Source organism: Actinacidiphila glaucinigra, assembly GCF_900188405.1.
Classification (GTDB): Bacteria; Actinomycetota; Actinomycetes; order Streptomycetales; family Streptomycetaceae; genus Actinacidiphila; species Actinacidiphila glaucinigra.
In genome coordinates, this window is the sequence record NZ_FZOF01000001.1 from 626,632 (window position 1) to 651,629 (window position 24,998).

Here is a 24,998-nt window from a genome sequence, read left to right on the forward strand (position 1 = left end):
GATGATCATCGTTCCCCGCGTGGAGCGTGGGGTGGCCTGCGGGGCGTGCGCCGTATCGCCGCAGCTCGGGGGCGTGCGCCGAAAGAGAAATTCACCCTTCCGAGGGCTTCGGTTTCCATCATGGAATGGATAATCGAACGAGATGCGAATCCGATGATCGTGTTGACAGCGGGCATTGCCGCTCTGAACAATCGGCGACCTGTTCCGTACTGGTGCATTGGGGGGAAACATGCAATCCCGCATCGGGAGGTCCGGGAAGTCCCGGGTCTCCGTCATCGTCATGCTCATCGCGGCCCTGCTGGGGGCCGTATTCCTGTCCGCCCCGGCGGGCGGCGCCGCCGAGCGCGGCCCGGCCGGCAAGGGCGACCACCGCCACCGCGGCGAGCTCCCGGGCGGCCGCGCGGGCCTCGGCAAGGTCGACTTCTCCGGCTGGGCCAAGGCCCAGCGCGCCGCCGACCGCGACCGGCGCGCCAAGACCCCGGTCCGCGGCGGAGGACAGCCGCCACGGGCCGGCCGCGACCTGGCCGGCGCGCGCGCCCCGCTGGCAGCCGGGTCCGCGCGGGCCGCGGCGGCCGCCGACGCGGGCACCGCCGCGCTCGTCCTGTACGACACCGCCGGCCCCTACGGGCACCTCGGCGAGCTGTACGCCATGGCCACCGCCAACCTCGCCGGCCACTTCGGGAACGTGACCGCCAAGCCCGTCTCGCAGTACACCGCGGGCATGGTCGACCAGTACACGGCCACCTACTACATCGGCTCCACCTACTACGGCGGGAGCATCCCGGACGCCGTCCCCGCCGCCTTCTACCAGGACGTGGTCGCCACCACGCGCCCGGTGACCTGGCTCGCCGACAACATCTGGTCGCTGGCGAACGCGACGGGCGTCGCCCAGTTCCAGAACAAGTACGGCTGGGACCCCACCGCGTCGTACTTCGAGGCGAACGGCAGCGTCGGCACCGTCACGCAGGTGACGTACAAGGACCAGACCCTCACCCGGAAGGTCCCGGCCGGCCAGGACGGCGGCGTGCTGCGGCCCGCCGTCATGACGGGGCCCGGCTACCCGGCGGTGACACAGCTGGCCACCGCCCGCGACACCAGCACGGGCACCGACTTCCCGTGGGCGGTGCGCTCGGGCAACCTCACCTACGTCGGTGAGATCCCCTTCGCCTACGTCTCCGAGAGCGACCGGATCATCGCCTTCCAGGATCTGCTCTTCGACTCCCTCGCCCCCGGCACCGCCGAGCGGCACCGGGCCATGATGCGGCTGGAGGACATCAGCCCCAACTCCGACCCCGCGGAGCTGCGGGCCATCGCCGACTACCTCGCCGCGGAGCAGATCCCCTACGGCATCAACGTCATCCCCGTCTACACCGACCCCAAGGGCACGTACAACAACGGTCGGCCGCAGACCGTCACCCTGGTGCAGCGTCCGCAACTGGTCGCCACCCTCAAGTACATGCTCCAGCACGGCGCCGTGCTGATGAACCACGGCTACACCCACCAGCACGGGAACACCGCCAACCCCTACAACGGCGTCACCGGTGACGACTTCGAGTTCTACCGGGCCCACGTCGACGCCTCCGACAACGTGGTCTACGACGGCCCGGTCACCGGGGACTCCGCCCTGTGGGCGCAGACCCGGGTCACCCTGGGCCTGACCCAGTTCGCCCTGGCGGGCCTGCCGGTGCCCAGGCTGTGGACCACCCCGCACTACGCGGCCTCCGCCACCGACTACAAGGTCTTCGCCCAGAACTACACCGCGCGCCTTGAGCGTTCGCTGTACTTCTCCGGCACCCTCGGCGGCAGCACGGCCGAGCCCAACCGCTTTATCGGGCAGTTCTTCCCGTACGTCGTCAAGGACGTGTACGGCACCAAGGTGCTGCCCGAGAACATCGGCAACTACGAGCCGGAGGCCTACAACAACCACCCGGCGCGCCTGCCGGCCGACCTGATCGCCTCGGCCAAGGCGAACCTCGCCGTCCGCGACGGCTACGCCAGCTTCTTCTATCACCCCTACTACCCGGTCCAGCCGCTCAAGGAGACGGTCGAGGGCATCCGCGCCCTGGGCTACACCTTCGTCAGCCCCGCGACCGCCGGATGACCCTGTTCAGGAGGACCGCCGCCGCGACCGTCGCGGCGGCGGTCCTCGCCCTCACCGCCGGCTGCACCACCGTCGGCGCCAGGCCCGCGGACCGTTCCGACGGCCGGCCGCTCGAGCGCCCCGGGGATGCCGCGGACGACCGCGTCCGCGGCATCGCGCTGCCCTCCTGGGCCGCGGACGACTACGACAGCCCCGCGGCCGGGCGCTATCTGCGCGGCATCGCCGCCACCGGCGCGCGGTGGGTGTCCTTCACCCCCACCTGGTACCAGTCCGGGGTCCACGACTCCTCGATGCGCACCACCGGGGAGACCGCGAGCGACGCGAGCCTGCGGCGGATCGTCCGCGAAGCGCACGCCGCCGGCCTGAAGGTGCTGCTGAAGCCGCACGTCGACCTCACCGGCGGCGGCGACCGGGCCGGCATCACGCCCGACGACCCCGACGCGTGGTTCGCCTCGTACACCCGCTTCATCACCCACTACGCGGAACTGGCGGGCTCGCTCGGCGTCGAGCGGTTCTCCATCGGCACCGAACTGGCCGGCACCTCGCGGGACGGCGGGCGCTGGGCGGCGGTGATCCGCGCCGTCCGGGAGGCCTACGACGGTCCGCTGGTCTACGCCGCCAACTACGACGAGTACGAGCACGTCCCCTTCTGGGGCGCCCTCGACCTGATCGGCGTCGACGCCTACTGGCCGCTGGCCGACCGCCCCACCACCGACGCCCGTCGGCTGCGCGACGCCTGGCGGCCCGTCATCCGGGAGCTGGCCGGCTACTCCGCGCGGCACCACCGCCGCGTGCTGTTCACCGAGGCCGGCTACGTCAGCCAGCGCGGGGCGACCACGGCCCCGTACTCCTGGACCGTCAGCCGGCAGCCGGGGGAGGCCGAACAGGCCGCCGCCTACGAGGCGCTGCTCGCCGCCCTGGACGGGGAGCGCTGGTGGGCCGGGGTGTGCTGGTGGATGTGGGACGACTGGCCGGGCAGCGGGGAGACCCCGGCCCGGCTCGCGTACAGCCCGCACGGCAAACCCGCGGAGGAGGTACTGCGCCGCTGGTGGCGCACATGAGCGTGACAATTCAGGCTAAACGCTGACATTGTGTCGTCATGACGGCTCTCGCACCCGGCGCAACCGAGGACACGACGGACTTCGCCGACGCCGACCGGGGATTCCTCGGTGCCCTGACCCCCGGCCGCGTCACCGACGGCGGCGGCCGGGTGGTCTGGGACGGTGACGCGTACTCCTTCCTGCAGGGCCCGTGCCCCGACACCGCGCACCCCGGCCTGTGGCGGCAGAGCCGGCTCGCCTCCCGGCAGGGCCTGTTCGAGGTCGTCGAAGGCATCTACCAGGTACGCGGCCTAGACCTGTCGAACATGACCCTCGTCGAGGGGGACCGCGGGGTCGTCGTCATCGACCCCCTCCGCTCGGCCGAGTGCGCCGCCGCCGCCCTCGCCCTCTACCGCGAGCACCGGGGGGACCGGCCCGTCACCGCCCTCATCTACAGCCACTCGCACGTCGACCACTTCGGCGGCGCCCGCGGCGTCCTGCCGCTCGGTCACGACCCGGTGCCCGTCCTCGCCCCCTCCGGCTTCCTGGAGCACGCCGCCGGCGAGAGCGTGGACGCCGGGGTCGCGATGACCCGCCGCGCCGTCTACATGTACGGCTCCGAACTGCCCAAGGGCCCGGCCGGGCAGATCGGCTGCGGCCTCGGCCAGACCGCCTCCACCGGCACCGTCACCCTGATCCCGCCCACCGTGCACGTCACCCGCACCGGCCAGGACGAGACGATCGACGGGGTCCGGATGATCTTCCAGCTGACCCCGGGGGCCGAGGCGCCCGCCGAGATGAACTTCCACTTCCCCGCCAAGCGGGTGCTGTGCATGGCGGAGAACGCCACCCACACCATGCACAACGTCCTCACCCTGCGCGGCGCGCAGGTCCGCGACGCGCGGCTGTGGGCGCACTACCTCAACGAGGCCCTCGTCCTCTTCGGCAACGCCTCCGACGTCGTCATCGCCTCCCACCACTGGCCGACCTGGAGCCGCGAGGGCATCCACCGGCTGCTGTCCCACCAGCGCGACCTGTACGCCTACCTCCACGACCAGACCCTGCGGCTGATCAACCGGGGCCTCACCGGCAGCGAGATCGCCGAGGAACTGACCCTGCCCCCCGCCCTGGAACGGCTGGGCTCCAACCGCGGCTACTACGGCTCCCTCAGCCACAACGTGAAGGCCGTCTACCAGCGCTACATGGGCTGGTTCGACGGCAACCCGGCCCACCTGTGGCAGCACCCCCCGGTGGCGGAGGCGCGCCGCTACGTGGACTGCCTCGGCGGCACCGACGCCACCGTCGCCAAGGCCGGGGAGTACGCCGACGCGGGAGATCTGCGCTTCGCCGTCACCCTGCTGGGCCACGCCGTCTTCGCCGACCCCGGGCACGCCCGCGCGGCGGAGGAACTGGCCCTGCTCTACGAGCGCCTGGGGCACGGCTGCGAGAACGGGCCCTGGCGCAACTTCTACCTGATGGGCGCCCGGGAACTGCGGCAGGGCGTCACCCGGACCCCGGTCGTCATCGCCAACCCGGACGTGATGGCCGCCCTCACCGTCGACCAGCTCATCGACTCCCTCGCCATCCGCGTCAACGGCCCCAAGGCGTGGGACGTCCACCTGACCATCGACTGGCGCCTCACCGACGAGCACCGCAGCTGGCATCTGACCCTCTCCAACGGCGCCCTCACCTACTTCTCCACCCAGGACGGGCGCCCCGCCGTACGGCACGCCGACCTCACCCTCACCCTCACCCGGCCCGAACTGCACCGGCTCCTCGCCGGCGGCCGCTTCGAGGGCGTGGAGCACGAGGGGGACCTGAAGGTGGTCGCGACCCTCGTCGGGCTGCTGGACGCCGCCGACCAGGACTTCCCGATCGTCACACCGTGAAGCTCCCCCGGAGCGCGCCGCGCGCCACGGTGCGGCACCGCACCGTCGAAGCGAACGGAATCCGGCTGCACATCGCGGAGGAGGGCGAGGGCCCACTCGTCCTGCTGCTGCACGGGTTCCCCGAGTGCTGGTACTCCTGGCGCCACCAGTTCGGGCCGTTCGCCGCCGCCGGCTACCGGGTGGTCGCCCCCGATCAGCGAGGCTACGGCCGCAGCGAACGGCCCGGCGCCGTCGAGGAGTACACCGTGCTCGACCTCGTCGGCGACGTCGTCGGCCTCGTGCACGCCCTCGGCGAGAGCCGCGCCGTCGTGGTCGGCCACGACTGGGGTGCCCCCGTCGCCTGGCACACCGCGCTGATGCGGCCCGACGTCGTCCGCGCCGTCGCCGGCCTCAGCGTCCCGCCGAACCCGCGCAGCGGCGGCACACCGCCGTTGCGGGCCATGCGCGAGCTGTACGGCGGGCACTTCTACTGGAACTACTTCGAGCGGCCCGGTGTCGCCGACGCCGAGTTCGCCGCCGACCCGCGGACCACCTTCCGGCGCTTCCTGTACGGCGCCTGCGGCGACAACCCCGCCAACGACCCGGTCCCGGCGCAGCCCCTCGTACCGCCCGGCGGCGGCTTCCTCGACATCGTCGCGGAGCCCGGGGAACTGCCGGACTGGCTCACCGACGAGGACCTCGACGCCTTCACCGCCGAGTACGCCGAGTCGGGCTTCACCGGCGGGCTCAACTGGTACCGCAACCTCGACCGCAACTGGCGGCTGACCGCGCCCTGGACCGGCGCCGCCCTCCAGATGCCCGCCCTCTTCGTCACCGGCGACCGCGACCTCGTCCACGGCTTCCCGGGGATGTCCGAGCTGATCCCGGTGCTGCGGCAGCTCCACCCCACGCTGCGCGAACCGGTGGTGCTGCCCGGGTGCGGCCACTGGACCCAGCAGGAGCGCCCGGCGGAGGTCAACGCCGCGCTGCTGGACTTCCTGCGGGAGGCCGCCCCGCCCACCGGCTGAGCACGCGCGCGGTCAGGTGTCGCACTCCAGCACGGTCCGGCACAGCCCGCACCGGGCCTTCACGCGGCCCCGCACGGGTACCCGGATCCGCTGGTGGCACATGGGGCAGGGAAAGGAGACCCGCTGGGGGTCGCCGCCCTCGAAGGCGTAGCCGGCGGCCGGGTACGCGAGGCCGCGCCGCCGGTCGTGGGAGTACCGGCGGCGGCCCGCCCAGCCGCAGCCGACCATCGGCGGATGCCGCAGATCGTCCTCGGCGACCCGCAGCCCGGCCCGGTAGGCCTCCCGGGCCCTCGGGCTGGTGAGCCACGGTTCGACGTCGTCGCCGAACGCCTGCGCCCGCTTGGCCAGGACGTAGCCGAACTCCTCCGGGGTGAGGTAGCCCAGCTTGGACGCGGCCGTCGTCAGCCGCTCCCCGAGCAGCGCCGGCTCCTCGCGGTAGGAGTCCAGCAGCAGCCATCCCGCGCCCAGATAGGTCGTGGCGGTGTCGGTCAGGATCTCGTTCTCCCGCACCCCGGGGAACTCCAGGCCCAGCCGGTGCAGGTAGACGTGCATGACCTCGTGCGCCAGCACCGCGCCGACGTCGCGCCGGTCGTCCCGGAAGCGGCCGTGCAGCTCCACGAAGTACTCGGGCCCGGCGGCCAGTTCCACGTTGCCCGCGTGCACCATGTCCCGGAAGCTGACCACCATGCGGGCCTCCGGCAGGCGGAAGTGCTGCACGATGGCCCGGGCCACCCGCTGGGCGCCCAGATGGAGGTCCTCGTCCGCGGGGAAGGCCACCGCCTCCGGGCGCACGCTCGCCGGGAAGCGGCTCACCGTGTCGTACGACAGCCGCCGGTAGAGCGCGGTCATGGCGGCCCGCACCTGCTCCAGGTGCGGAAAGCCGTGCACGATCGGGCTGGACGACGGCTCGGTCACGGCGCCTCCCCAAGCGGGTACGACACTTCGAGCCTACGCGTCGACCCAGGCCGTTGTCGCCGTGCGTTCCGGTCCCGTGCCGCTCGCCGAACCACCCACCGGCACCCCCAGCGCGGCCAGCCGCTCGGCGGCGGTCGGCGCGGTGCCGCCCTCCGCCTGGTACACGCTGACCAGCAGCCGGCCGCCCGGCTCCACGAGCTCCGCCAGCAGTCTGCGCACCAGGTCGCCCAGCCGGCGCTCGGGCACGCAGTCGGCGAGGGTGTGCACGAACGTGAACCGCCCGCCGTCCGCCGGCCGCCAGTCCAGCGCGTTGCCCACGGCCAGCCGCCCGGCCCACCGCGGCAGCCGGCGCAGGGCCAGCTCCACCAGGCGCGGGGCGAAGTCCACACCGTAGGGCTCGATCACCCGGCCCCGCTCCGCCGCCCACCGCCGCACCGAATCCATCAGCAGCCCGTTGGCGCAGCCGACGTCCAGGAACGTGCCGTCCTTGTGCAGCGCCTCGACCACCATGGAGCGCCGCGCCCGCCACTGCTCCGGCTCCCGCCCGAAGCCGGAACCGCCCTCGGGCGTGGTCGCCCGCAGGTAGGCGGGCTCCAGCAGGCGCAGGTTGTCCGCGAAGTACGAGGCGTCGTCCTGTTCCCGGAAGGAACGCGCCGCGTCCAGCACGGCACGGCGCTCGGGGCCCTGGGGGAGCATGCCCGCGATCGTGCCGGCGTCGGCCACGACCAGGTCCGCGTCGGCGGCGTGCGGCCGCCGGCCCCGGTAGCGGTCGCCGTCCAGCCAGGCGTAGAGCCGCTGTTGCCCGGCGTCCCAGGCGAAGGGGTGCACACGCTGCCGGTAGTAGCCGGCGGTCTCCAGCGGCACCCGGGCGGCGGTGTCGAGGATCCAGTCCTCCCCGGGGAGCACCTCGCCGGACGGCAGCCGCACCATCCCGTCGCCGCCGCGTACCGCGCCCGCCAGGCCGCCCGGGAAGAACGGCACGAAGGTGACCCGGCGCACCGACGCCGGTTCCGGGTCCTGCCCGAGCGGCTCGTACGCCGTCCGTCCCGCGTCGTCCATGCCGTCCCCCTCGGCCGCATGCGTCCACCCCGGCCCGCCGACCGGGCCGGCCGCGCTGCCGCGCGCACCCGGCGGCGGCATGTGGACACCGTACAAGTGGGCACCGACACCGGCACCGGGCCGGCGGCCGCTCATCCCGTGACGGCCGGCCCCGGAGCCTGCCCGTAGCAGAGGCAGAACGGGTGCCCGGCCGGGTCGGCGAAGACCCGGAAGCCGCTGCGCTCGCCGCCGCTGTCGTGCAGGAAGACGGCGCCCAGCGCCACGACCTCCTCGTGGGCCCGCTCCACGTCGGCGCGGGTCGGGACGTCGAAGTCCAGGTGGAACTGCTGGGGGTGCTCCGGGTCGGGCCAGCGCGGCGGCCGGTGGAAGGGCACTTCCTGGAAGGCGATCCGGGCACCGTGCGGGGACGTCAGGGTCACCCACGAGGGGTCTGCGGTGTCCAGCGCCCAGCCCAGGACGCCCTGGTAGAAGGTGCCCAGCGCGGTCGGGTCCGGGCAGTCGATCACGGTGCACTGCAAGGTGGCGATCATCCGCCGAGCCTGCCCGGCGTCCTCCTCCGGACGCAAGACCCGCCCCCGGGACCATACTTTCGGCTGATACGGAACCGGTCCGGCGGTGGAGGCCCCGGCACCCCCGGCCTCAGTACGGTGGGACCCGTGGCCGTCCGCCCGTCGCCCGGCGGCCGGCCACGACATCCGTGCCGTCGCCGCCCGAAGGACCCCGAGCCATGTCCGCCGTCTGCGCCACCTCCGCCGCATCCGTCCGGACCACCGCTGCCCGGGGTGCGGCGCTCGCCGTGCTCGCGGTCCTCACGGTGTGCGCGGCCGGGGTGGCCGGCGCCCTGGGCGTTCCCGGACCGGCCCTGACCGGCGTGCTGCTGCTGGCGACCGGCGTCTGCGGCGTCCTCTACGCCGTCCGCCCGAGGTGAGCGCGCGATGCGGATGACGCACCGTCGCATCAACGTCCTCGCCCTCGCCCTCCTCGCCGTCGCCGCCGCCGCGACCGGCTGGGCCGTCACCCACGCGGGGCAGGGCCGGGCGGCCGCCGTCGTCCACGGCAGCACACCCGCCCGCGCCTCCGACCCCGACGGGCACACCCCCGTACGCATCGACATCCCCAGCGCGGGCGTGCACGCCAGGGTCGTCGACCTCGGGGTCACCGACGACGGCACCCTCCAGACCCCCGCCACCGAGCAGGGCCGCTACGCCGGCTGGTACGACCGCAGCGCCGCCCCCGGCGACACCGGAACCTCCGTGATCGTCGGCCGCGACGACGGCAGGCGCGGACGCGCGGTCTTCCACGACCTCCACGATGTGCGCCTCGCCGACACCGTCGCCGTCACCCGGCGTGACGGCAGCCAGGTCCGCTTCACCGTGACACAGGTCGAGCACCTGCCGCGGCACGCCCTCGTCACCGAGGTCCGGCGCGCCGACGGCGACGCGTCCACCCTTCGGCTCGTCACCTGCGCGGGCGACGGGCACGGCGGCGGCCGGCCCGCCGGGACGCTGGTCGTGCGGGCGACCGCCGTCCGCGCCTCCTGAGGCGCGCCCCCGCCCTTCACCTGCCCCGGTTGCCACGGCATTTTCGGCGGAGGATCGTGAGGAGCGGGGCTGCCCCCGCATCGGATGGCGGAGTCGAGCGCCCTCGCCGCGGCGCGCCCTCCGGTTCCCCGCCGCCTCGGGCGCCGCCCGGCGGACACCGGGCCGTGCCCCGTCAGCCGGGTCGCCTCGGGCACCCGGGACGCAGGGCCACGGGAGGCCGCGATGTGCTTCGTCCATTCCGGTACCGCAGGCGCCCGCGGCCTGGTCCAGCAGGCCTCCGCGGGACCGGCCGCGGCCGCGCTGTCGGCGCTGGCCGCGGGTGGCGGAACGGTCGGCGGCATGGACGTCGCCGGCGCCGGCACTCCGGACGTGACCACGGGACCGGACGGCGACAAGGTTGTGGACGGGTTCGGCCACGTGCTGCACAACCGGTGGAACCGGGACCTGCGTCCGGTCACCACGGTGCGGCCGGGCGAGGTCGTCCAACTGCTGTGCCGCGACGCCCTGGACATCGGCGCCGCGGCCCGGACGATGACCCCCGAGGCGACCCTGACCATCGACCTGGGCAAGGTCCATCCGCTCACCGGCGCCATCGAGGTGGAGGGCGCGAAGCCGGGCGACATCCTCGAGGTCGAGGTCCTGGACGTCGCCCCCCTCGTGGACTTCGGCTACGTCGTCGTCAGCCCCGCCCTGGGCCTGTTCGGATCCCTGCGCCCCGAACCGCTCGCCCCGCTCGCCCCCTGGAGCGAGGCCTCCCAGCTGAGCGACCCCACTCCCGGACCGGCCGCCGGCGCCCTGCCGGAGGACCAACCCCACAACAGCGGCGCTCCGTTCATCCAGCTGTTCCACTTCGAGCGCGGCCAGAACACCGGCTTCGCCACGTTCACCGGCGCCGACACCGGCCGGCAGGCCCGCATCCCCGTCGCGCCCTTCATGGGGATCATGGGCGTCGCGCCCCTGCGCAAGGGCATGTACCGCACCTTCCCGCCCGATGTCAGCGGCGGAATGGGCGGCAACACCGACATCCGGCAGCTCGTCAGGGGAACACGGATCCAGATCCCGGTCTACGCCGAGGGCGCGCTGTTCTCCGCCGGGGACGGGCACATGGCGCAAGGCGACGGAGAGGTGACCGGGACGGCCGTCGAGACGCTCATGGCGGTCACCCTGCGCTTCGGCATCGTCCCGGACACGGTGATCGCCGGTCCCCGGGCCGTCGTGCCCGCCGCGGACCCGACCCAGCTGGCCATGTCCGAGGAGATGCTCGCGCAGGGCTACTACCAGACGACCGGCACCGGACCGGATCTGATGGAGAACGCCAAGAACGCGGTCCGGGACATGATCGACTGGCTCGCCGGCGACCAGGGGCTGAGCCTGCACGAGGCCTACACGCTCTGCAGCGTGGCGGGCGACCTGAAGATCAACGAGACCGTCGACCTGCCGTCGTGGCTGGTGTCGATGACCCTTCCGCGCGGCATCTTCACCTGACGGCAGGCCCGGGGCGGACGTGCGGACGCCCCGGCGTACGGACGCCCGGCCCGTGCGACGGCGGGCCGCGGGGAACCCCCGTGCGCCGCGAGCCGGGCATGGGGGAGCATGGCCGCATGCCTGCTCTCACACGTGCCGAGGCCGAGACCCGCGCCCGGCTGATCGCCGTCCAGCACTACACCGTCGACCTGGACCTCACCCGCGGTGACGAGGTGTTCGGATCGACCACCGTCATCCGCTTCACCGCCCTCGCCGACGGCGACACCTTCGTCGAGCTGAAGCCGGCCGTGCTGCACGGCGCCGTCCTGGACGGGCGGCCGCTGGACCCCGCGGCCCTGGACGACAACCGGCTGCCGCTCACCGGCCTCGCCGCCGGACCCCACGAACTGCGGGTCGAGGCGGACATGCGGTACTCCCGCACCGGTGAGGGCATGCACCGCTTCACGGACCCGTCCGACGGCGAGACGTACCTGTACACCCAGCTCTTCCTGGACGACGTGCAGCGCGTCGTCGCCGCCTTCGACCAGCCCGACCTCAAGGCCGTCTTCGAGGTCGCCGTGACCGCGCCCCCCGCGTGGACCGTCCTCGGCAACGGCGTCGCCGAGCGCACCGGCGAGGCGGAGGGCCGCTGGCGCGTCGCGGCGACCCCGCCGATCAGCACCTACCTGCTCGCCGTCGCGGCCGGACCCTGGCACTCGGTGCGCACCGAGCACGCGGGCCTGCCCTTCGGACTGCACTGCCGCCGCTCGCTCGCCCCGTACCTGGACGCCGACGTCGAGGAGCTCTTCGACATCACCCGGCGCTGCTTCGACCGCTACCACGAGCTGTTCGAGGAGCCGTACCCCTTCGACTCCTACGACCAGGCCTTCGTCCCCGAGTTCAACGCGGGCGCGATGGAGAACCCCGGCCTGGTCACCTTCCGCGACGAGATGGTCTTCCGTTCCGCCGTCACCGACACCGAGCGGCAGACCCGCGGCATGGTCATCGCCCACGAGATGGCGCACATGTGGTTCGGCGACCTCGTCACCCTGCGCTGGTGGGACGACATCTGGCTCAACGAGTCCTTCGCCGAGTACATGGGCTACCAGGTGCTCTCCGAGGCCACGCGGTTCACCGGCACGTGGACCGACTTCGCCGTCGCCCGCAAGGGCTGGGGCTACGACGCCGACCAGCGCCCCTCCACCCACCCCGTCGCCCCCGCGCCGGAGGCCGTCCCCGACACCGCCTCGGCCCTGCTGAACTTCGACGGCATCTCCTACGCCAAGGGCGCCTCCGCGCTGCGCCAGCTCGTCACCTGGCTCGGCCGCAAGGACTTCCTCGCCGGCATCAACGAGCACTTCGCGCGGCACCGCTTCGGCAACGCCGCCCTCGCGGACTTCATCGACTCCCTCGCCGGCGCCACCGACCGCGACGTGCACGCCTGGGCCGACCGCTGGCTGCGCACGACCGGGGTCGACACGCTCACCCCCGTCCCCGTGGACGCCGACGGCGGCTGGCGGCTCGACGTCACGCAGCAGGGCGGCCGCCCGCACCGCATCTCCGTCGCCGCGTACGACCGCGCCGGAGCCGACCCGGCGCAACTGGTGCTGCGCGAGCGCTTCGAGACCGACGTGCCCGCGGACGGCGAGACGCCCGGCACGCGTCCGGGAACCCGCCCCGACCTGGTGCTCCTCAACGACCAGGACCTGACGTACGCCAAGATCCGCTTCGACGCCCGGTCCTGGGACACCCTGGTCGCCGCGCTGCGCGGCCTGCCCGACCCGCTCAGCCGCGCCCTGGTCTGGAACGCCGCCCGCGACCTCGTCCGGGAGGGCGAACTCCGCCCCGCCGCCTACCTCGACGTCGCCCGTACCCATCTGCCGTACGAGACCGACATCGCCGTCGTGCAGGGCGTGCTCGGGTTCGCCCGCGGGCAGATCGCCGACCGCTACCTCCCCGCCGACGAGCGCCCGGGCGCGCTCGCCACGCTGGAGGCGCTCGCCCGCGACCTGCTCACCCGCGAGGACCCCGGGCTGCGGCTGGCCGCGGCCCGCGAGCTCATCGCCGCCACCGCCGACACCGGTGCCCTGCGCGGCTGGCTCACCGAGGACGCGCTGCCCGGCGGGCCCGCGCTCGACCCCGAACTGCGCTGGCAGATCCTCACCCGGCTCAGCGTCCTGGGCGCGGCGTCGGCCGAGGACATCGCGGCCGAACTGGCCTCCGACCCCAGCGCCACCGGCCAGGAGGGCGCCGCCCGCTGCCGGGCCGCGCTGCCCGACCCGGAGGCGAAGCGGGACGCCTGGGCGCGGATGTTCGACGGCGACACCCTGTCGAACTACCTCTTCACCGCCACCGCCCAGGGCTTCTGGCAGCCCGAGCAGTTCGACCTCGTCGGGGAGTACGTGCCCCGCTTCTTCCCCGCCGCGGTGGCGGTCGCCGCCCGCCGGGGCCCCGCACTCGCCGAGGCCGCGGGCCGCTGGGCCTTCCCCGTCCCCGTCGTCGAGTCCTCCGTGCTAGACCTCGGCGAGGAGTGCCTCCGCACCGGCGATCCCGCCCCCACCCCGGCGCTGCGCCGCCGGCTCGCCGACCAGCTCGACGACCTGCGCCGCGCCCTGCGCGTCCGCACGGGTTCCGCGTAGCGGGTGCGGGCGGCTGCGCCGGGCTGGCCGGGTGGTTGTGTGCGGGTTGTTTGCGCCTGCGGCGGGCATCCCCCGCCCTCCCGCCCGATTGCCCGGCGCGGTTGGTGCGGGCCTGCGCGCGTGCGTGGTGGGCCGGGGGCGGGGCCTCCGGGGCTGCACGTCCTGGACTGGGTTATTTACGTGCATGGCGGGCGGTCCAGGTCCGAGCCCCCGATGCCGCACACAAATATCCCGCAGCGTCCAGAACATCCACCCCTACGACCCCGCCCCCTCCGTATCGTGGGGCGACCAACGGCCGGTGGGTGGTTGAGGGCGGTCCGGGGTTGCCGCACCCGTCTCACTGAACGCCCATGGTCGTTTGGGGGTGGTGGCTGAGGCCCGCGCAGGCTCCGGCGCGATCGGACCGGAAGGGGGTGCTTGGGCCGATGCCGGAGGTATGTCGCCCTGCTGAGCGGCCCGTTGTCGTGTGCGCGTCCTGCCCTTTTCGGCCTTCGGTCAGGGGCGGGCTGGGTCGGTGCGGTCGGCGTGGTTCCAAGGCTGAACCTGGTTGCGGGTCGACAGCCCGCCGGCTGTCCCTGGCGGCGGCCCTGCTGTCGGCGGTCTGCTGCGCGACGGCGGCCGTCGCCCAGGAACGCACGGTGCCAGGGTGCGTCCCCACATCGGCGCTCGTCGTGATCTGCCGCCGGGCGACCTTCGGCGTCGCCGTGACACAGGCAAGCCCTGCGAGCACCTGTGGGTGAGGTGCGTCAGCCGTCCCGTGGGAGAAGCCCCGGGCCACGGGTGCGGACACCCTTGCTCGGCCTGCGGCCGGGGACCTCCCTGCGGGGGCAGCTCCCGGCGGTGCGGGGAGGGGCGCACCCCATCACCCCCCCCCACCGGCCGTCAGCCGCCCACGGATACGGAGGGGGCGGGGTCGTAGGGGTGGATGTTCTGGACGCTGCGGGATATTTGTGTGCGGCATCCGGGGCACAACAAATATCGCCCGCCATGCACGTAAATAACCCAGTCCAGGACGTGCAGCCCCGGAGGCCCCGCACCCGGCCCACCACGCACGCGCGAGGCGGTCACTGACCGCGCCGGGCAATCGGGCGGGAGGGCGGGGGATGCCCGCCGCAGGCGCAAAACAACCCGCACACAACAACGGGCCGCAAGGGGCACCCCCCGCAACCACGACGGCGCCGCACATGACAGCTGGGCGAACGCCTCCGCGGGTGCGCCGGGGCGGCGACCGTTCGGGGTGCGGTGGCAACACCCGGGGCGGGGGAGCGTCGTTACGCAGGTCGCCCAGCGCGCACGCGCCGGTGATCCGCGACAACGGAGGCGCCGACTCCATGCCACCCCATCTCGCCGGCGGAAGTGAAGGGCCGGACCGGTTGCGCCCGTTGGTCGAGGACGTGCTCGGCGCGCTCGCGGCGGGGGCGGCCGCCCGCAAGGGCCCGCTTCCCGCGGGTGGCCCGGGGGCGGTGGCGCGGCGGGTACGGGAGGTGCTGGGGGAGGCCCTGCCCGAGGACGGCACCGGGGCCGCGGAGGCGCTGCGCGCGCTGGTCGGGGTCGTCGCCGAGGGCGCGGCCGATCCGGCGGACCCGTTGTGCGCCGCCCACCTGCACTGCCCGCCGCTGGCCGCGGCCGTGGCGGCCGACCTGGCCGCGAGCGCGCTCAACCCCTCCATGGACTCCTGGGACCAGGCGCCGGCCGCGACCGCGCTGGAGGCGGAGGTCACCCGCGCGCTGGCCCGCCTGGTCCACCCGGACGCGGCCGAGCCGGACGCGCTGATCACGACCGGCGGTACGGAGTCCAACCAGCTCGCCCTGCTGCTGGCCCGGGAGACCGCCCCCGGTGTGCGGGTCGTCGCCGGGGCCAACGGGCACCACAGCGTGCCGCGTTCCGCCTGGCTGCTCGGGATGCCCGCCCCCGTCGTCGTGGACACCCCCGGCGGGGTGCTCGACCCGGAGCGGGTGCGGGACGCGCTCGCCGCGGACGGGGGCCCGGCCCTGCTGGTCGCCACCGCGGGCAGCACGGACTCGGGCGACATCGACCCGCTCCCCGAACTCGCCCGCGCCGCCCGGGAGTACGGCGCCCGCCTGCACGTCGACGCGGCGTACGGCGGGTCGCTGCTGTTCAGCGACCGGGAGGCGGCGAGGCTCACCGGGCTGCGGGAGGCCGACACCGTCACCCTCGACCTGCACAAGCTGGGCTGGCAGCCCGTGGCGGCCGGGGTGCTCGCGGTCCGGGAGGCCGCGCTGCTGCGCCCCCTCGACCACCGCGCCGACTACCTGAATGCCGCCGACGACACCGAGGCCGGCTTCCCCGACCTCCTCGGCCGCTCGCTGCGCACCTCCCGCCGCCCCGACGTGCTGAAGATCGCCGTCACGCTGCGCGCCCTGGGCCGCCGCGGACTGGGCGGGCTCGTCGAGACCGTCTGCGACCGGGCCCGCCACCTCGCGGACCTGGTGGACCGGCATCCCGCACTGACCCTGCGCGCCCGCCCGGCGGTCAGCACCGTGCTCTTCCGCCCCACCGGCGACGCCGACGAGGAGGTCGCCGCGATCCGCCGCCGGCTCATGCTCGACGGCCGCGCCGTCCTCGGCCGGGCCCGCGCCGACGGGCGGCTCTGGCTCAAGGCCACCCTGCTCAACCCGGCCACCACGCCCACCGACCTCGAGGCACTGCTCACGCTTGTATGCGCGACCCACCAGGAAGGCAGCACCCCCCGATGACCCCCACCGACGCCCACGACCCCCACCGGGACCAGCCCTTCGACCTGCTCGGCATCGGCATCGGCCCGTGCAACCTGTCCCTGGCCGCGCTCGCCGACGGCGTCCCGTACCTCAGCGCGGCCTTCTACGAGCAGGAGCGCTCCTTCCGCTGGCACCCGGGGCTGCTGCTGGACGACGCCACCCTTCAAGTGCCCTTCCTCGCGGACCTGGTGAGCCTGGTCGACCCGACGAGCCGGTGGAGCTATCTGAACTACCTCAGGACCCGCGAGCGGCTCTTCCCGTTCTACTTCGCCGAGCGCTTCCACACGCACCGCGCCGAGTACGACGCCTACTGCCGGTGGGTCGCCGAGTCGCTGCCCAGCACCTGCTTCGGCCACCAGGTCGACACCGTCCGCTGGAACCCCGGGCGCGCCGTGTTCGAGGTGGACCACACCCGGCTCGACGCCGAAGGCCAGGCCGAGGCCCTCGGCCGTACGTACGCCCGCAACCTGGTGCTCGGCGTCGGCAGCGCGCCGTACGTGCCGGAACCGCTGCGGCCGCTGGCCGAGTCGCCCGCCGTCCCCGTCGTGCACTCGGCGCACTACCTGGAGCACCGGGACCGGCTGCTGGCCGCCGAGCACGTCACCGTCGTGGGCTCAGGGCAGTCGGGCGCCGAGGTCTTCCTGGACCTGCTGCGCGCCCGGCCCGCCGGGCGTGAACGGCTGACGTGGATCGCCCGCAGCCCCTCGTTCGCCCCGATGGAGTACAGCAAGCTCGGCCTGGAGCAGTTCACCCCCGACTACACGCGCTTCTTCCACGGGCTGGCCGAGCCGGTCCGCGACAACCTCCTGCCCCGCCAGTGGCAGCTGCACCGGGCCATCGACCACGGGACGATCGGCGCCGTCCACGACGAGCTGTACCGCCGCACCCTGGGCGGCGGCTGGCCGGACGCCGTCCTCACCCCCGGCGTGACGGTCCGTACGGCCGGCCGGATGGGCGTGGGGGCCGTCGAACTCCACCTGGAGCACGAGCAGCAGGGCACCCGCAGCCGGCTGGTCACCAACGCGGTCGTCCTCGCCACCGGCTACCGGGAGCGCTCCCTGGACGCGCTGCTCGCCCCGATCCACCCGTACATCCGCCGGGACGCGTCCGGCCGGCCCCGGATCGACGAGTTCCACCGGCTGGAACTGGACCCGGTCGTCGCGGGCACCGGCGCGGCCGTCCACGTGCAGAACGCCGAGCGCCACACCCACGGTGTCGGCGCCCCCGACCTGGGGCTCGCCGCGTGGCGCTCGGCGGTCGTCCTCAACGCGGTGACCGGCAAGGAGCCCTACCCGCTGCCCTCCCGGACGGCCTTCACGACCTTCGGGCTCGGCGCGGCCACCGAGCCCGTCAGCCCTTGGACCGCGACTTCTCCTTGCGCAAGGCCCGCAGGTACTCGCGGTTCATAGCGGCGATCGACGGCAGCGGGATGCCCTTGGGGCAGGCCGTCGCACACTCGCCGGTGTTGGTGCAGCCGCCGAAGCCCTGGTCGTCCATGGCCGCGACCATGTCCAGCACCCGGGTCTCGCGCTCCGGCTGCCCCTGGGGCAGCACGTTGAGGTGGTTGACCTTGGCCGAGGTGAACAGCATCGCCGAGCCGTTGGGGCAGGCCGCCACGCACGCGCCGCAGCCGATGCACTCCGCGTGCTCGAAGGCGAAGTCGGCGGCCTCCTTCGGCACGGCCGTCGCGTGCGCCTCGGGCGCGCTGCCCGTGGGCACGCTGATGTAGCCGCCCGCCTGGATCACCCGGTCGAAGGCCGTGCGGTCCACCACCAGGTCCTTGACGACCGGGAAGGCGGCGGCCCGCCACGGCTCGACGTCGACCGTGTCGCCGTCCTTGAAGTGCCGCATGTGCAGCTGGCAGGTGGTCGTCCGCTCCGGGCCGTGGGCCTGGCCGTTGATGACCATGCCGCACGCGCCGCAGATGCCCTCCCGGCAGTCGTGGTCGAAGGCCACGGGCTCGTCGCCCGCGAGGATCAGCTCCTCGTTGAGGACGTCGAGCATCTCCAGGAAGGACATGTCGGGGCTGATGTCCTCGACGCGGTAGGTGACCATGGCGCCCTCCTCCTCGGAGGACTGCTGGCGCCAGATGCGCAGGGTGAGGTTCACGCGTAGCTCCGCTGGGTGGGGTGTACGTACTCGAAGTCGAGGGCCTCCTTGTGGAGCACCGGGTCCTCGCCGGAACCGGTGAACTCCCAGGCCGCGGCGTACGAGAAGTTCTCGTCGTCGCGCATGGCCTCACCGTCCGGGGTCTGGCTCTCCTCGCGGAAGTGGCCGCCGCAGGACTCGGCGCGGTGCAGGGCGTCCAGGCACATCAGCTCGGCCAGCTCCAGGAAGTCGGCGACCCGGTTGGCCTTCTCCAGCGACTGGTTGAGCTCCACGCCGCTGCCGGGCACCTTCACCCGGCGCCAGAACTCCTCGCGCAGCGCCGGGATCCGCTCCAGTGCCTTGCGCAGCCCGGCCTCGGTGCGGGCCATGCCGCACTCGTCCCACAGCAGCTCGCCGAGCTCGCGGTGGAAGGAGTCCGGGGTGCGGTCGCCGTCCACGGCGAGCAGCAGGTTCAGCCGGTCCTCGACCTCGGCGACGGCCTCGGCGACCGCCGGGTGGTCGGGGGCCACGGTGTCGTGGGGGCCGCGCGCCAGGTAGTCGTTGATGGTGGCGGGCAGGACGAAGTAGCCGTCGCCCAGGCCCTGCATCAGGGCGCTGGCGCCGAGCCGGTTCGCGCCGTGGTCGGAGAAGTTGGCCTCGCCGATGGCGAACAGGCCCGGGACGGTGGTCTGCAGGTCGTAGTCCACCCACAGGCCGCCCATCGTGTAGTGCACGGCGGGGTAGATCCGCATGGGCCGGGTGTACGGGTCCTCCGCGGTGATCCGCTCGTACATCTCGAAGAGGTTGCCGTACTTCTCCTCCACCTTGGCGCGGCCCATGCGGGCGATCGCGTCGGCGAAGTCCAGGTAGACGCCCTGGCCGCCAGGTCCGACGCCGCGGCCCTCGTCGCAGACGTTCTTGGCGGCGCGGGAGGCGATGTCCCGCGGCACCAGGTTGCCGAAGGAGGGGTAGATCCGCTCCAGGTAGTAGTCGCGCTCGTCCTCGGGGATCTCGTTCGGCGGGCGCGTGTCGCCCTTGGCCTTCGGCACCCAGATGCGGCCGTCGTTGCGCAGCGACTCGCTCATCAGCGTGAGCTTGGACTGGTGGTCGCCGGAACGCGGGATGCAGGTCGGGTGGATCTGCGTGAAGCAGGGGTTGGCGAAGTACGCGCCGCGCCGGTGGGCCCGCCAGATGGCGGTGGCGTTGGAGCCCTTGGCGTTGGTCGACAGATAGAAGACGTTCCCGTAGCCGCCGCTGGCCAGCACCACGGCGTCGCCCATGTGCACCGACACCTCGCCCGTCACCAGGTCGCGGGCGACGATGCCGCGGGCCTTGCCGTCCACCACGATCAGGTCGAGCATCTCGGTGCGCGCGTGCAGTTCCACGTTGCCCGCGTCGATCTGCCGGGACAGCGCCTGGTAGGCGCCCAGCAGCAACTGCTGGCCCGTCTGGCCGCGGGCGTAGAAGGTGCGGGAGACCTGGACGCCGCCGAAGGAGCGGGTGTCCAGCAGGCCGCCGTACTCGCGGGCGAAGGGCACGCCCTGCGCCACGCACTGGTCGATGATCTGCACCGAGACCTCGGCGAGGCGGTGCACGTTGGACTCGCGGGCGCGGAAGTCGCCGCCCTTGACGGTGTCGTAGAACAGGCGGTGCACGCTGTCGCCGTCGTTGCGGTAGTTCTTCGCGGCGTTGATGCCGCCCTGGGCGGCGATGGAGTGCGCCCGGCGCGGGGAGTCCTGGTAGCAGAACTGCACGACGTGGTAGCCCTGCTCGGCCAGGGTGGCGCCCGCGGCGCCGCCGGCCAGGCCCGTGCCGACCACGATGACCGTGTGCTTGCGGCGGTTGGCCGGGTTGACCAGTTTCGCCTCGAACCGGCGGCGGTCCCAGCGCTCGGCGATCGGTACGTCCGGCGCCTTGGTGTCGGCGATCGGTTCGCCCAGTCGGTAATCCATGGTCAGTCCACCAATCCGGTCATCACGGCGACGGGTACGACGAGGAAGCCGGCGGTCAGCGAGGCCGCCAGCACGTTCGCCGTGATCTTCAGCGCGCGGTCGCGGCGCTTGTTCACCGCTCCCAGGGTCTGCGCGGCGCTCCAGAAGCCGTGCCTGATGTGCAGGCCGAGGGCGAGCATCGCGACGATGTAGACGACGTTGACCCACCAGATCCGGAAGTCGGCCACGATGTTCTCGTAGGGGTGGTGCTCCTTGCCCAGCGGGTTCACGGTGAGCGTGGTCAGGTCGAGGATGTGCCAGACGATGTAGAGGCCGAGGATCACCCCGCCCCAGCGCATCGTCCGGGTCGCGTAGCTGGCCCGCTGCCGCTTGTGCTCGTACTTCGCCGGGCGCGCCCTGATGTCGCGCTTGCTGAGCTGGTAGGCGGCGACGCCGTGCAGCACCACCGCGACGACCAGGCCGGTGCGCTGGATGTACAGGTACCAGCTGTTGTGCAGGGCGGGCTCGCCGATGGTGCGCAGCCACGCCGCGTACCCGTTGAACTCCTCCGCGCCGAAGAAGATCTTCAGATTGCCCAGCATGTGCGCGACCAGGAACAGCAGCATGATCACGCCGGTCCCGGCCATGACCGCCTTCTTGCCCACGGTCGAGCCCCACAGTGCCCGTAGGAGCGACGGGCGGCGGCCGGTGCCCGTCGTCGCCCTCGTCCTCGTCGTCGCCAAAGCCATGGGCCCGACGCTAGGTCTGCCTGCTACGACAGGTCCAAGACATGTTCCGGCTCGTTTCGATAGGTCGCGCCTATCGTGGGTTATCGTGCGGTCATGCAGTTGCAGCAGCTCGTGTACTTCCTGGCGGTCTCCGACACCCTGCACTTCACCCGCGCCGCCGAGCGCGTCCACGTCGCGCAGCCCTCGCTGTCGCAGCAGATCAAGGCCCTGGAGCGGGAGCTGGGCGCGAACCTGTTCAGCCGGGCCCGCGGCAACATCGCGCTGACCGACGCAGGTGAGGCCCTGCTGCCGCTGGCCCGCCGCATCATCGCCGACACCGAGACCGCCACCCAGGAGGTCCAGGAGCTGGTGCAGCTGCGCCGCGGCCGGGTGCGCCTCGGCGCGACCCCCAGCCTCGCCACCGGCCTGCTGCCGGACGTGCTCCGCGACTTCCACGACCGCTACCCGGGCATCCGGCTGGTCGTCGAGGAGGGCGGCTCACGCGACCTGGTGCGCGAGCTGGCCTCCGGCAGCCTCGACCTCGCCCTGATCGTGCTGCCGCTGCAGAGCCACGACCCCGCCCTGGACGCCACGCCGCTGCTCCACGAGGACCTGGTGGTGGTCACCGCCGCCGACGCTCCGCCGCCCTCCGCGGGCCCCACCATCAGCGTCAGCGACCTCAGGGACCGGCCGCTGGTCATGTTCCGCAACGGCTACGACCTGCGGGAGCTCACCGTCACCGCGTGCCGGGCGGCGGGCTTCGAGCCGCGCTTCGCGATCGAGGGCGGCGAGATGGACGCCGTGCTGGGCTTCGTGGAGGCGGGACTCGGGCCCGCCGTCGTGCCCAGCATGGTCGCCGGGCGCCGGCCCAGGCTGCGTACGACGCCCTTCGAGGCCCCCGGGCTGCAGCGCACCGTCGCCCTGGCGCACCGCAAGGACGCCGAGCCCCCGCGCGCCGCCCGGGAACTGCGCCGTGTGCTCCTGGAACACGTACCGGCCTGAGGCCGGCCGCTTTCGAGAGCCCGGGGGGCATGTGCGCGCCGCGCACATGCCCCCCGGTTTTCCGCTGCGGCGAATTGGTTCGGGTCTAGAAGACCGCCACGCCGCCGCGGGTCAGCTTCCAGTCCTGCGAGCCGAACCGCGCCGGGTCGATGGCGCCGTTGGCCTGCACCCAGGTGATGATGGTGTTGCGGATCTCCTCGGAGTTCGCCCACACCTGCTGCGCCGTGGCGACGCCCGGGAAGTTGCCGCCGCCATTGGCCCGGTAGTTGTTGACGGCCAGCACGAAGCGGGCCGACTCGTCGATCGGCGCGCCCTGGAAGAGCACGTTCGACACGCGGGAACCGGCGGGCCGGGAGATGTCGATGTCGTAGGTGACGCCGCCGACCACGTCGTAGTTGTAGTCCGGCGTGCCGTTCGCGTTCGTCAGCTTCGCGACGTCGACGGGCGCGTCGGGCGCGGTCTGCACGAAGTAGTTCGCGGAGAACTCGATGTACGCCTTGATCTGGGCGCCGGTCAGGACCCGGGCCTCCAGGGTGTTCTCGAAGACGTACAGCCCCGCGACGTCGCGGATGGTGACCTGGCCCGCCGGGATGGCCGCGGTGCGCGAGAAGCAGGCCGCCTGCGACAGCACGGGCAGGGAGGCGTACTCCGTCCCGGCCAGCGCCGTCTTGACCGTCTCGGCCTGGACGAAGTTGATGAAGTCGATGATCGGCGTGTCCTTGTAGGGCGCCTCCTCCGCCGACATCGCGGCGGCCGAGGTGCCGATCACCTGGTTGACGTAACCCACGACCTCCTTGTGCTCGTCCGCGAGCAGCCGGACGATCCGCGGGTCCTCCTCGACCGTGTTGGAGTTGAGGACGGACGCGCCCACGGTGACGACCTCCCACTTGCCCCGGACCAGCTCCAGGCCGAAGTCGAAGACGGTCAGCCGCTGGCCCCACTTCAGCGGCTCGGAGAGCACCACGCCCTGGCCGGTCTGCTTGTTGGCCACCACGTACTCGGGGATCTCGGAGTGGGCGTGGCCGACCAGGATCGCGTCGATGCCCGGCACCTGCTCGGCCACGAGCGCCGCCGCGTTCTCGACGTACGGCAGCTGGTCACCGTAGGAGGAGGTGCCGGAGGAGCCGCTGTGGGCCGAGACGACGACCACGTCGGCGCCCATGGCGCGCAGCCGCGGCACGTACTTCGCGGCCTGCTCCTCCAGGCCCGGGAAGGTCATCTTGCCCTGCACGTTGGCCTTGTCCCAGATCGCGATGCCGGGGTTGGTCAGGCCCAGGACCGCCACCTTCACGTCGGGCGCGCCCTTCACGCTCAGCCGGTGGAAGGAGTACGGCGGGAAGGCCGGCCGGCCGGTGCGCGCGTCGAGCGCGTTGGCGCCGAGCAGCGGGAAGTCGCACTGCTCCTCGAACTTGCGCAGCACGGGGATGCCGTAGTTGAACTCGTGGTTGCCCAGTGCCGCCGCGTCGTAGCCGATGGCGTTCATGGCCTGCGCCATCGGGTGCACCGGACCGTGCTTGGCGGTGATCGGGTCGATCTTGGCGTAGTAGTAGGACAGCTGGGTGCCCTGGATGGTGTCGCCCGCGTCGATGAGCAGGGTGTTGCCGCGGCCCTTGGCCGCGCGCTGCTGGGTGACCAGGGTGGAGATCTTGGCCAGGCCGACGTCGTTGTGCGCCTTGTCGTCGTACTCGGCGTCGGTGAAGTAGTCCCAGTTGAAGACGTTGCCGTGCAGGTCGGTGGTGCCGAGGACGCTGAACGAGTACTTCTTCGGCGCGTGTCCGTGTCCGTGCCCGTTCCCGTGGCGGCCGGTGGCCTGGGCCGGGGCCGCACCGGCCACCGCGCCGGCCGTGCCGGCGAGCGCGAGTCCCGCGCCGGTGGCGGCGGAGCGGTTGAGGAAGTCCCTGCGGTTCAGCGGCATGCGTCGGCTCCTGGTGTCCGGTGGCGCCCCGGTGGTCGTCAGGGGCGGGATGATCGTCTTTTTGTGGTGTTAACGCGCGTAGATTCTGGCGCAAGGGTGCTCCCGGCAACACCCCCGCCAGGTTGCGAACAGATGACTCGTCACGGCCGCGGCGGCCTGGCAGGGTGGGACGCATGACCACAGAACCGGCCAGGACGTACCCGACGCCCGAGACCCCGCACGTGGGGGTACGGGGCGAGGCGACCCTCGAGGTCGAGCCCGAGCTCGCCCGGATCGCCGTCACCGTCAGCGCCCGGGGCACCGACCGCCGCGCCACGCTGGAGGACCTCACCCGGCGCAACGCGCAGGTGCTCGACCTCGTCAAGGGCTGTGCCGACGCCGTCGAGAAGCTGGAGACCGGTGCCTTCGTGATCACCCCCGAGCTGCGGGAGCGGGGCCGCGGCGAACGCGTACGGGCCTACCACGGCAGCGTGCGCGTGGGCGCCGCCCTCACCGACTTCACCGTTCTGGGGGAGCTGACCACCCGGCTGGCCGATCTGGAGCTCACCCGTGTCGACGGCCCCTGGTGGTCGCTGCGCCCGGACTCACCGGCCTACGGCGAGGCCCGCCGGCAGGCCGTGCGCGACGCGGTGCAGCGCGCCCGCGAGTACGCGGAGGCACTCGGCGCCCGGCTGGTCGCGCTGGTCGAGCTCGCCGACGAGGGTGTGCAGCAGTCGGCGCCCTTCCGTGCCCGTCCGGCGATGCGGACCGCCGCCTTTGCGGCGCCCGGCGGCGCGCAGGAGACGGCACCCGCCCTTGACATGGAGCCGGAGCGACAGAGCGTGTACGCGCAGGTCACCGCGCACTTCACCATGACGGCGCCCGACCTGTCGGCCTGAGGCCCGCCGCACCTGCGGTGTGCTCATCGGAGCGGACAGCGGCTCACTTCACCACTTGTCAAC

General features: G+C 73.2%; 19 protein-coding genes. 12 read left to right on the forward strand and 7 right to left on the reverse strand.

The window, feature by feature from the left end:
* The first annotated feature begins 229 nt into the window (after positions 1 to 229).
* Genes CHF15_RS02895 through CHF15_RS02910 form a run of 4 tightly spaced genes read left to right on the forward strand, consistent with a single transcriptional unit; the run spans position 230 to position 6,037 of the window.
* The gene (locus tag CHF15_RS02895) at positions 230 to 2,101 is read left to right on the forward strand and encodes a DUF2334 domain-containing protein (RefSeq protein ID WP_245938631.1); all 1,872 of its coding nucleotides are present in this window, start codon (positions 230 to 232) and stop codon (positions 2,099 to 2,101) included.
* Positions 2,098 to 3,162, forward strand: a complete 1,065-nt coding sequence (locus CHF15_RS02900) for a glycoside hydrolase family 113 (RefSeq protein ID WP_089221962.1) — start codon at positions 2,098 to 2,100, stop codon at positions 3,160 to 3,162. Before CHF15_RS02895 ends, CHF15_RS02900 begins: the two co-directional genes overlap by 4 nt.
* A 38-nt stretch (positions 3,163 to 3,200) precedes the next feature.
* On the forward strand, positions 3,201 to 5,030 hold the full coding sequence (locus CHF15_RS02905; protein ID WP_089221963.1) for an alkyl/aryl-sulfatase: 1,830 nt from the start codon (positions 3,201 to 3,203) through the stop codon (positions 5,028 to 5,030).
* Positions 5,027 to 6,037 carry an alpha/beta fold hydrolase gene (locus CHF15_RS02910; RefSeq protein WP_179279633.1) on the forward strand — a complete coding sequence of 337 codons (1,011 nt, stop codon included), beginning with the start codon at positions 5,027 to 5,029 and terminating at the stop codon, positions 6,035 to 6,037. The genes CHF15_RS02905 and CHF15_RS02910 overlap by 4 nt, the downstream gene beginning before the upstream one ends.
* A gap of 12 nt (positions 6,038 to 6,049) precedes the next feature.
* Here CHF15_RS02910 and CHF15_RS02915 read toward each other — a convergent pair whose 3' ends face one another.
* The 3 genes from CHF15_RS02915 to CHF15_RS02925 all read right to left on the reverse strand — a co-directional run bounded on the left by CHF15_RS02915 (position 6,050) and on the right by CHF15_RS02925 (position 8,541).
* Positions 6,050 to 6,886: a hypothetical protein gene (locus CHF15_RS02915; RefSeq protein ID WP_089222194.1), complete on the reverse strand. Its 837-nt coding sequence runs from the start codon at positions 6,884 to 6,886 to the stop codon at positions 6,050 to 6,052.
* 99 nt (positions 6,887 to 6,985) lie between these two features.
* Positions 6,986 to 8,092, reverse strand: a complete 1,107-nt coding sequence (locus tag CHF15_RS02920; RefSeq protein ID WP_143681513.1) for a class I SAM-dependent methyltransferase — start codon at positions 8,090 to 8,092, stop codon at positions 6,986 to 6,988.
* Positions 8,093 to 8,142: 50 nt separating this feature from the next.
* Positions 8,143 to 8,541 carry a VOC family protein gene (locus CHF15_RS02925; RefSeq protein ID WP_089221965.1) on the reverse strand — a complete coding sequence of 133 codons (399 nt, stop codon included), beginning with the start codon at positions 8,539 to 8,541 and terminating at the stop codon, positions 8,143 to 8,145.
* A 197-nt stretch (positions 8,542 to 8,738) separates the two neighbouring features.
* Here CHF15_RS02925 and CHF15_RS02930 point away from each other — a divergent pair, with 197 nt between their 5' ends.
* The 6 genes from CHF15_RS02930 to CHF15_RS02955 all read left to right on the forward strand — a co-directional run bounded on the left by CHF15_RS02930 (position 8,739) and on the right by CHF15_RS02955 (position 17,802).
* Positions 8,739 to 8,939, forward strand: coding sequence for a hypothetical protein (locus CHF15_RS02930; RefSeq protein WP_089221966.1), 201 nt, complete (start codon positions 8,739 to 8,741; stop codon positions 8,937 to 8,939).
* A 7-nt stretch (positions 8,940 to 8,946) separates the two neighbouring features.
* The gene (locus tag CHF15_RS02935; protein ID WP_089221967.1) at positions 8,947 to 9,552 is read left to right on the forward strand and encodes a sortase domain-containing protein; all 606 of its coding nucleotides are present in this window, start codon (positions 8,947 to 8,949) and stop codon (positions 9,550 to 9,552) included.
* A 222-nt stretch (positions 9,553 to 9,774) separates the two neighbouring features.
* Complete coding sequence (locus CHF15_RS02940; protein WP_179279634.1) at positions 9,775 to 11,037, forward strand: acetamidase/formamidase family protein; 1,263 nt, start codon at positions 9,775 to 9,777, stop codon at positions 11,035 to 11,037.
* A 116-nt stretch (positions 11,038 to 11,153) separates the two neighbouring features.
* Positions 11,154 to 13,655 carry an aminopeptidase N gene (gene pepN, locus CHF15_RS02945; protein WP_089221968.1) on the forward strand — a complete coding sequence of 834 codons (2,502 nt, stop codon included), beginning with the start codon at positions 11,154 to 11,156 and terminating at the stop codon, positions 13,653 to 13,655.
* Between the two features lie 1,331 nt (positions 13,656 to 14,986).
* Positions 14,987 to 16,372, forward strand: coding sequence for a pyridoxal phosphate-dependent decarboxylase family protein (locus CHF15_RS02950; protein WP_089222196.1), 1,386 nt, complete (start codon positions 14,987 to 14,989; stop codon positions 16,370 to 16,372).
* Complete coding sequence (locus tag CHF15_RS02955; RefSeq protein WP_089221969.1) at positions 16,369 to 17,802, forward strand: lysine N(6)-hydroxylase/L-ornithine N(5)-oxygenase family protein; 1,434 nt, start codon at positions 16,369 to 16,371, stop codon at positions 17,800 to 17,802. The genes CHF15_RS02950 and CHF15_RS02955 overlap by 4 nt, the downstream gene beginning before the upstream one ends.
* Here CHF15_RS02955 and CHF15_RS02960 read toward each other — a convergent pair.
* The 3 genes from CHF15_RS02960 to CHF15_RS02970 are packed head-to-tail and all read right to left on the reverse strand — an operon-like array spanning position 17,744 to position 21,161.
* Positions 17,744 to 18,502 carry a succinate dehydrogenase/fumarate reductase iron-sulfur subunit gene (locus CHF15_RS02960; RefSeq protein ID WP_089221970.1) on the reverse strand — a complete coding sequence of 253 codons (759 nt, stop codon included), beginning with the start codon at positions 18,500 to 18,502 and terminating at the stop codon, positions 17,744 to 17,746. The two genes, CHF15_RS02955 and CHF15_RS02960, sit on opposite strands and share 59 nt — an antisense overlap.
* Complete coding sequence (locus CHF15_RS02965) at positions 18,499 to 20,433, reverse strand: fumarate reductase/succinate dehydrogenase flavoprotein subunit (RefSeq protein WP_179279635.1); 1,935 nt, start codon at positions 20,431 to 20,433, stop codon at positions 18,499 to 18,501. The genes CHF15_RS02960 and CHF15_RS02965 overlap by 4 nt, the downstream gene beginning before the upstream one ends.
* Before the next feature lie 2 nt (positions 20,434 to 20,435).
* The gene (locus tag CHF15_RS02970; RefSeq protein ID WP_089221971.1) at positions 20,436 to 21,161 is read right to left on the reverse strand and encodes a succinate dehydrogenase cytochrome b subunit; all 726 of its coding nucleotides are present in this window, start codon (positions 21,159 to 21,161) and stop codon (positions 20,436 to 20,438) included.
* A 93-nt stretch (positions 21,162 to 21,254) separates the two neighbouring features.
* Between CHF15_RS02970 and CHF15_RS02975 the strand changes: the two genes are divergently transcribed.
* On the forward strand, positions 21,255 to 22,142 hold the full coding sequence (locus CHF15_RS02975; RefSeq protein ID WP_089221972.1) for a LysR family transcriptional regulator: 888 nt from the start codon (positions 21,255 to 21,257) through the stop codon (positions 22,140 to 22,142).
* 85 nt (positions 22,143 to 22,227) lie between these two features.
* Here the strand turns inward: CHF15_RS02975 and CHF15_RS02980 are convergent, their stop codons facing one another.
* A complete protein-coding gene (locus CHF15_RS02980) occupies positions 22,228 to 24,057 on the reverse strand; it encodes a bifunctional metallophosphatase/5'-nucleotidase (RefSeq protein ID WP_089221973.1) in 1,830 nt (609 codons plus the stop codon).
* Positions 24,058 to 24,230: 173 nt separating this feature from the next.
* Here CHF15_RS02980 and CHF15_RS02985 point away from each other — a divergent pair, with 173 nt between their 5' ends.
* Positions 24,231 to 24,935: an SIMPL domain-containing protein gene (locus CHF15_RS02985; RefSeq protein ID WP_089221974.1), complete on the forward strand. Its 705-nt coding sequence runs from the start codon at positions 24,231 to 24,233 to the stop codon at positions 24,933 to 24,935.
* Positions 24,936 to 24,998 lie beyond the last annotated feature (63 nt).

What these genes read in the sequence shown, in the direction of transcription:
- CHF15_RS02895 (WP_245938631.1), top strand. Translation starts at nt 230, where the DNA reads ATGCAATCCCGCATCGGGAGGTCCGGGAAGTCCCGGGTCTCCGTCATC.
- CHF15_RS02900 (WP_089221962.1), top strand. Translation starts at nt 2,098, where the DNA reads ATGACCCTGTTCAGGAGGACCGCCGCCGCGACCGTCGCGGCGGCGGTC.
- CHF15_RS02905 (WP_089221963.1), top strand. Translation starts at nt 3,201, where the DNA reads ATGACGGCTCTCGCACCCGGCGCAACCGAGGACACGACGGACTTCGCC.
- CHF15_RS02915 (WP_089222194.1), bottom strand. Translation starts at nt 6,886, where the DNA reads ATGACCGCGCTCTACCGGCGGCTGTCGTACGACACGGTGAGCCGCTTC.
- CHF15_RS02920 (WP_143681513.1), bottom strand. Translation starts at nt 8,092, where the DNA reads ATGCCGCCGCCGGGTGCGCGCGGCAGCGCGGCCGGCCCGGTCGGCGGG.
- CHF15_RS02925 (WP_089221965.1), bottom strand. Translation starts at nt 8,541, where the DNA reads ATGATCGCCACCTTGCAGTGCACCGTGATCGACTGCCCGGACCCGACC.
- CHF15_RS02930 (WP_089221966.1), top strand. Translation starts at nt 8,739, where the DNA reads ATGTCCGCCGTCTGCGCCACCTCCGCCGCATCCGTCCGGACCACCGCT.
- CHF15_RS02935 (WP_089221967.1), top strand. Translation starts at nt 8,947, where the DNA reads ATGCGGATGACGCACCGTCGCATCAACGTCCTCGCCCTCGCCCTCCTC.
- CHF15_RS02940 (WP_179279634.1), top strand. Translation starts at nt 9,775, where the DNA reads ATGTGCTTCGTCCATTCCGGTACCGCAGGCGCCCGCGGCCTGGTCCAG.
- pepN (WP_089221968.1), top strand. Translation starts at nt 11,154, where the DNA reads ATGCCTGCTCTCACACGTGCCGAGGCCGAGACCCGCGCCCGGCTGATC.
- CHF15_RS02950 (WP_089222196.1), top strand. Translation starts at nt 14,987, where the DNA reads ATGCCACCCCATCTCGCCGGCGGAAGTGAAGGGCCGGACCGGTTGCGC.
- CHF15_RS02955 (WP_089221969.1), top strand. Translation starts at nt 16,369, where the DNA reads ATGACCCCCACCGACGCCCACGACCCCCACCGGGACCAGCCCTTCGAC.
- CHF15_RS02965 (WP_179279635.1), bottom strand. Translation starts at nt 20,433, where the DNA reads ATGGATTACCGACTGGGCGAACCGATCGCCGACACCAAGGCGCCGGAC.
- CHF15_RS02970 (WP_089221971.1), bottom strand. Translation starts at nt 21,161, where the DNA reads ATGGCTTTGGCGACGACGAGGACGAGGGCGACGACGGGCACCGGCCGC.
- CHF15_RS02975 (WP_089221972.1), top strand. Translation starts at nt 21,255, where the DNA reads ATGCAGTTGCAGCAGCTCGTGTACTTCCTGGCGGTCTCCGACACCCTG.
- CHF15_RS02980 (WP_089221973.1), bottom strand. Translation starts at nt 24,057, where the DNA reads ATGCCGCTGAACCGCAGGGACTTCCTCAACCGCTCCGCCGCCACCGGC.
- CHF15_RS02985 (WP_089221974.1), top strand. Translation starts at nt 24,231, where the DNA reads ATGACCACAGAACCGGCCAGGACGTACCCGACGCCCGAGACCCCGCAC.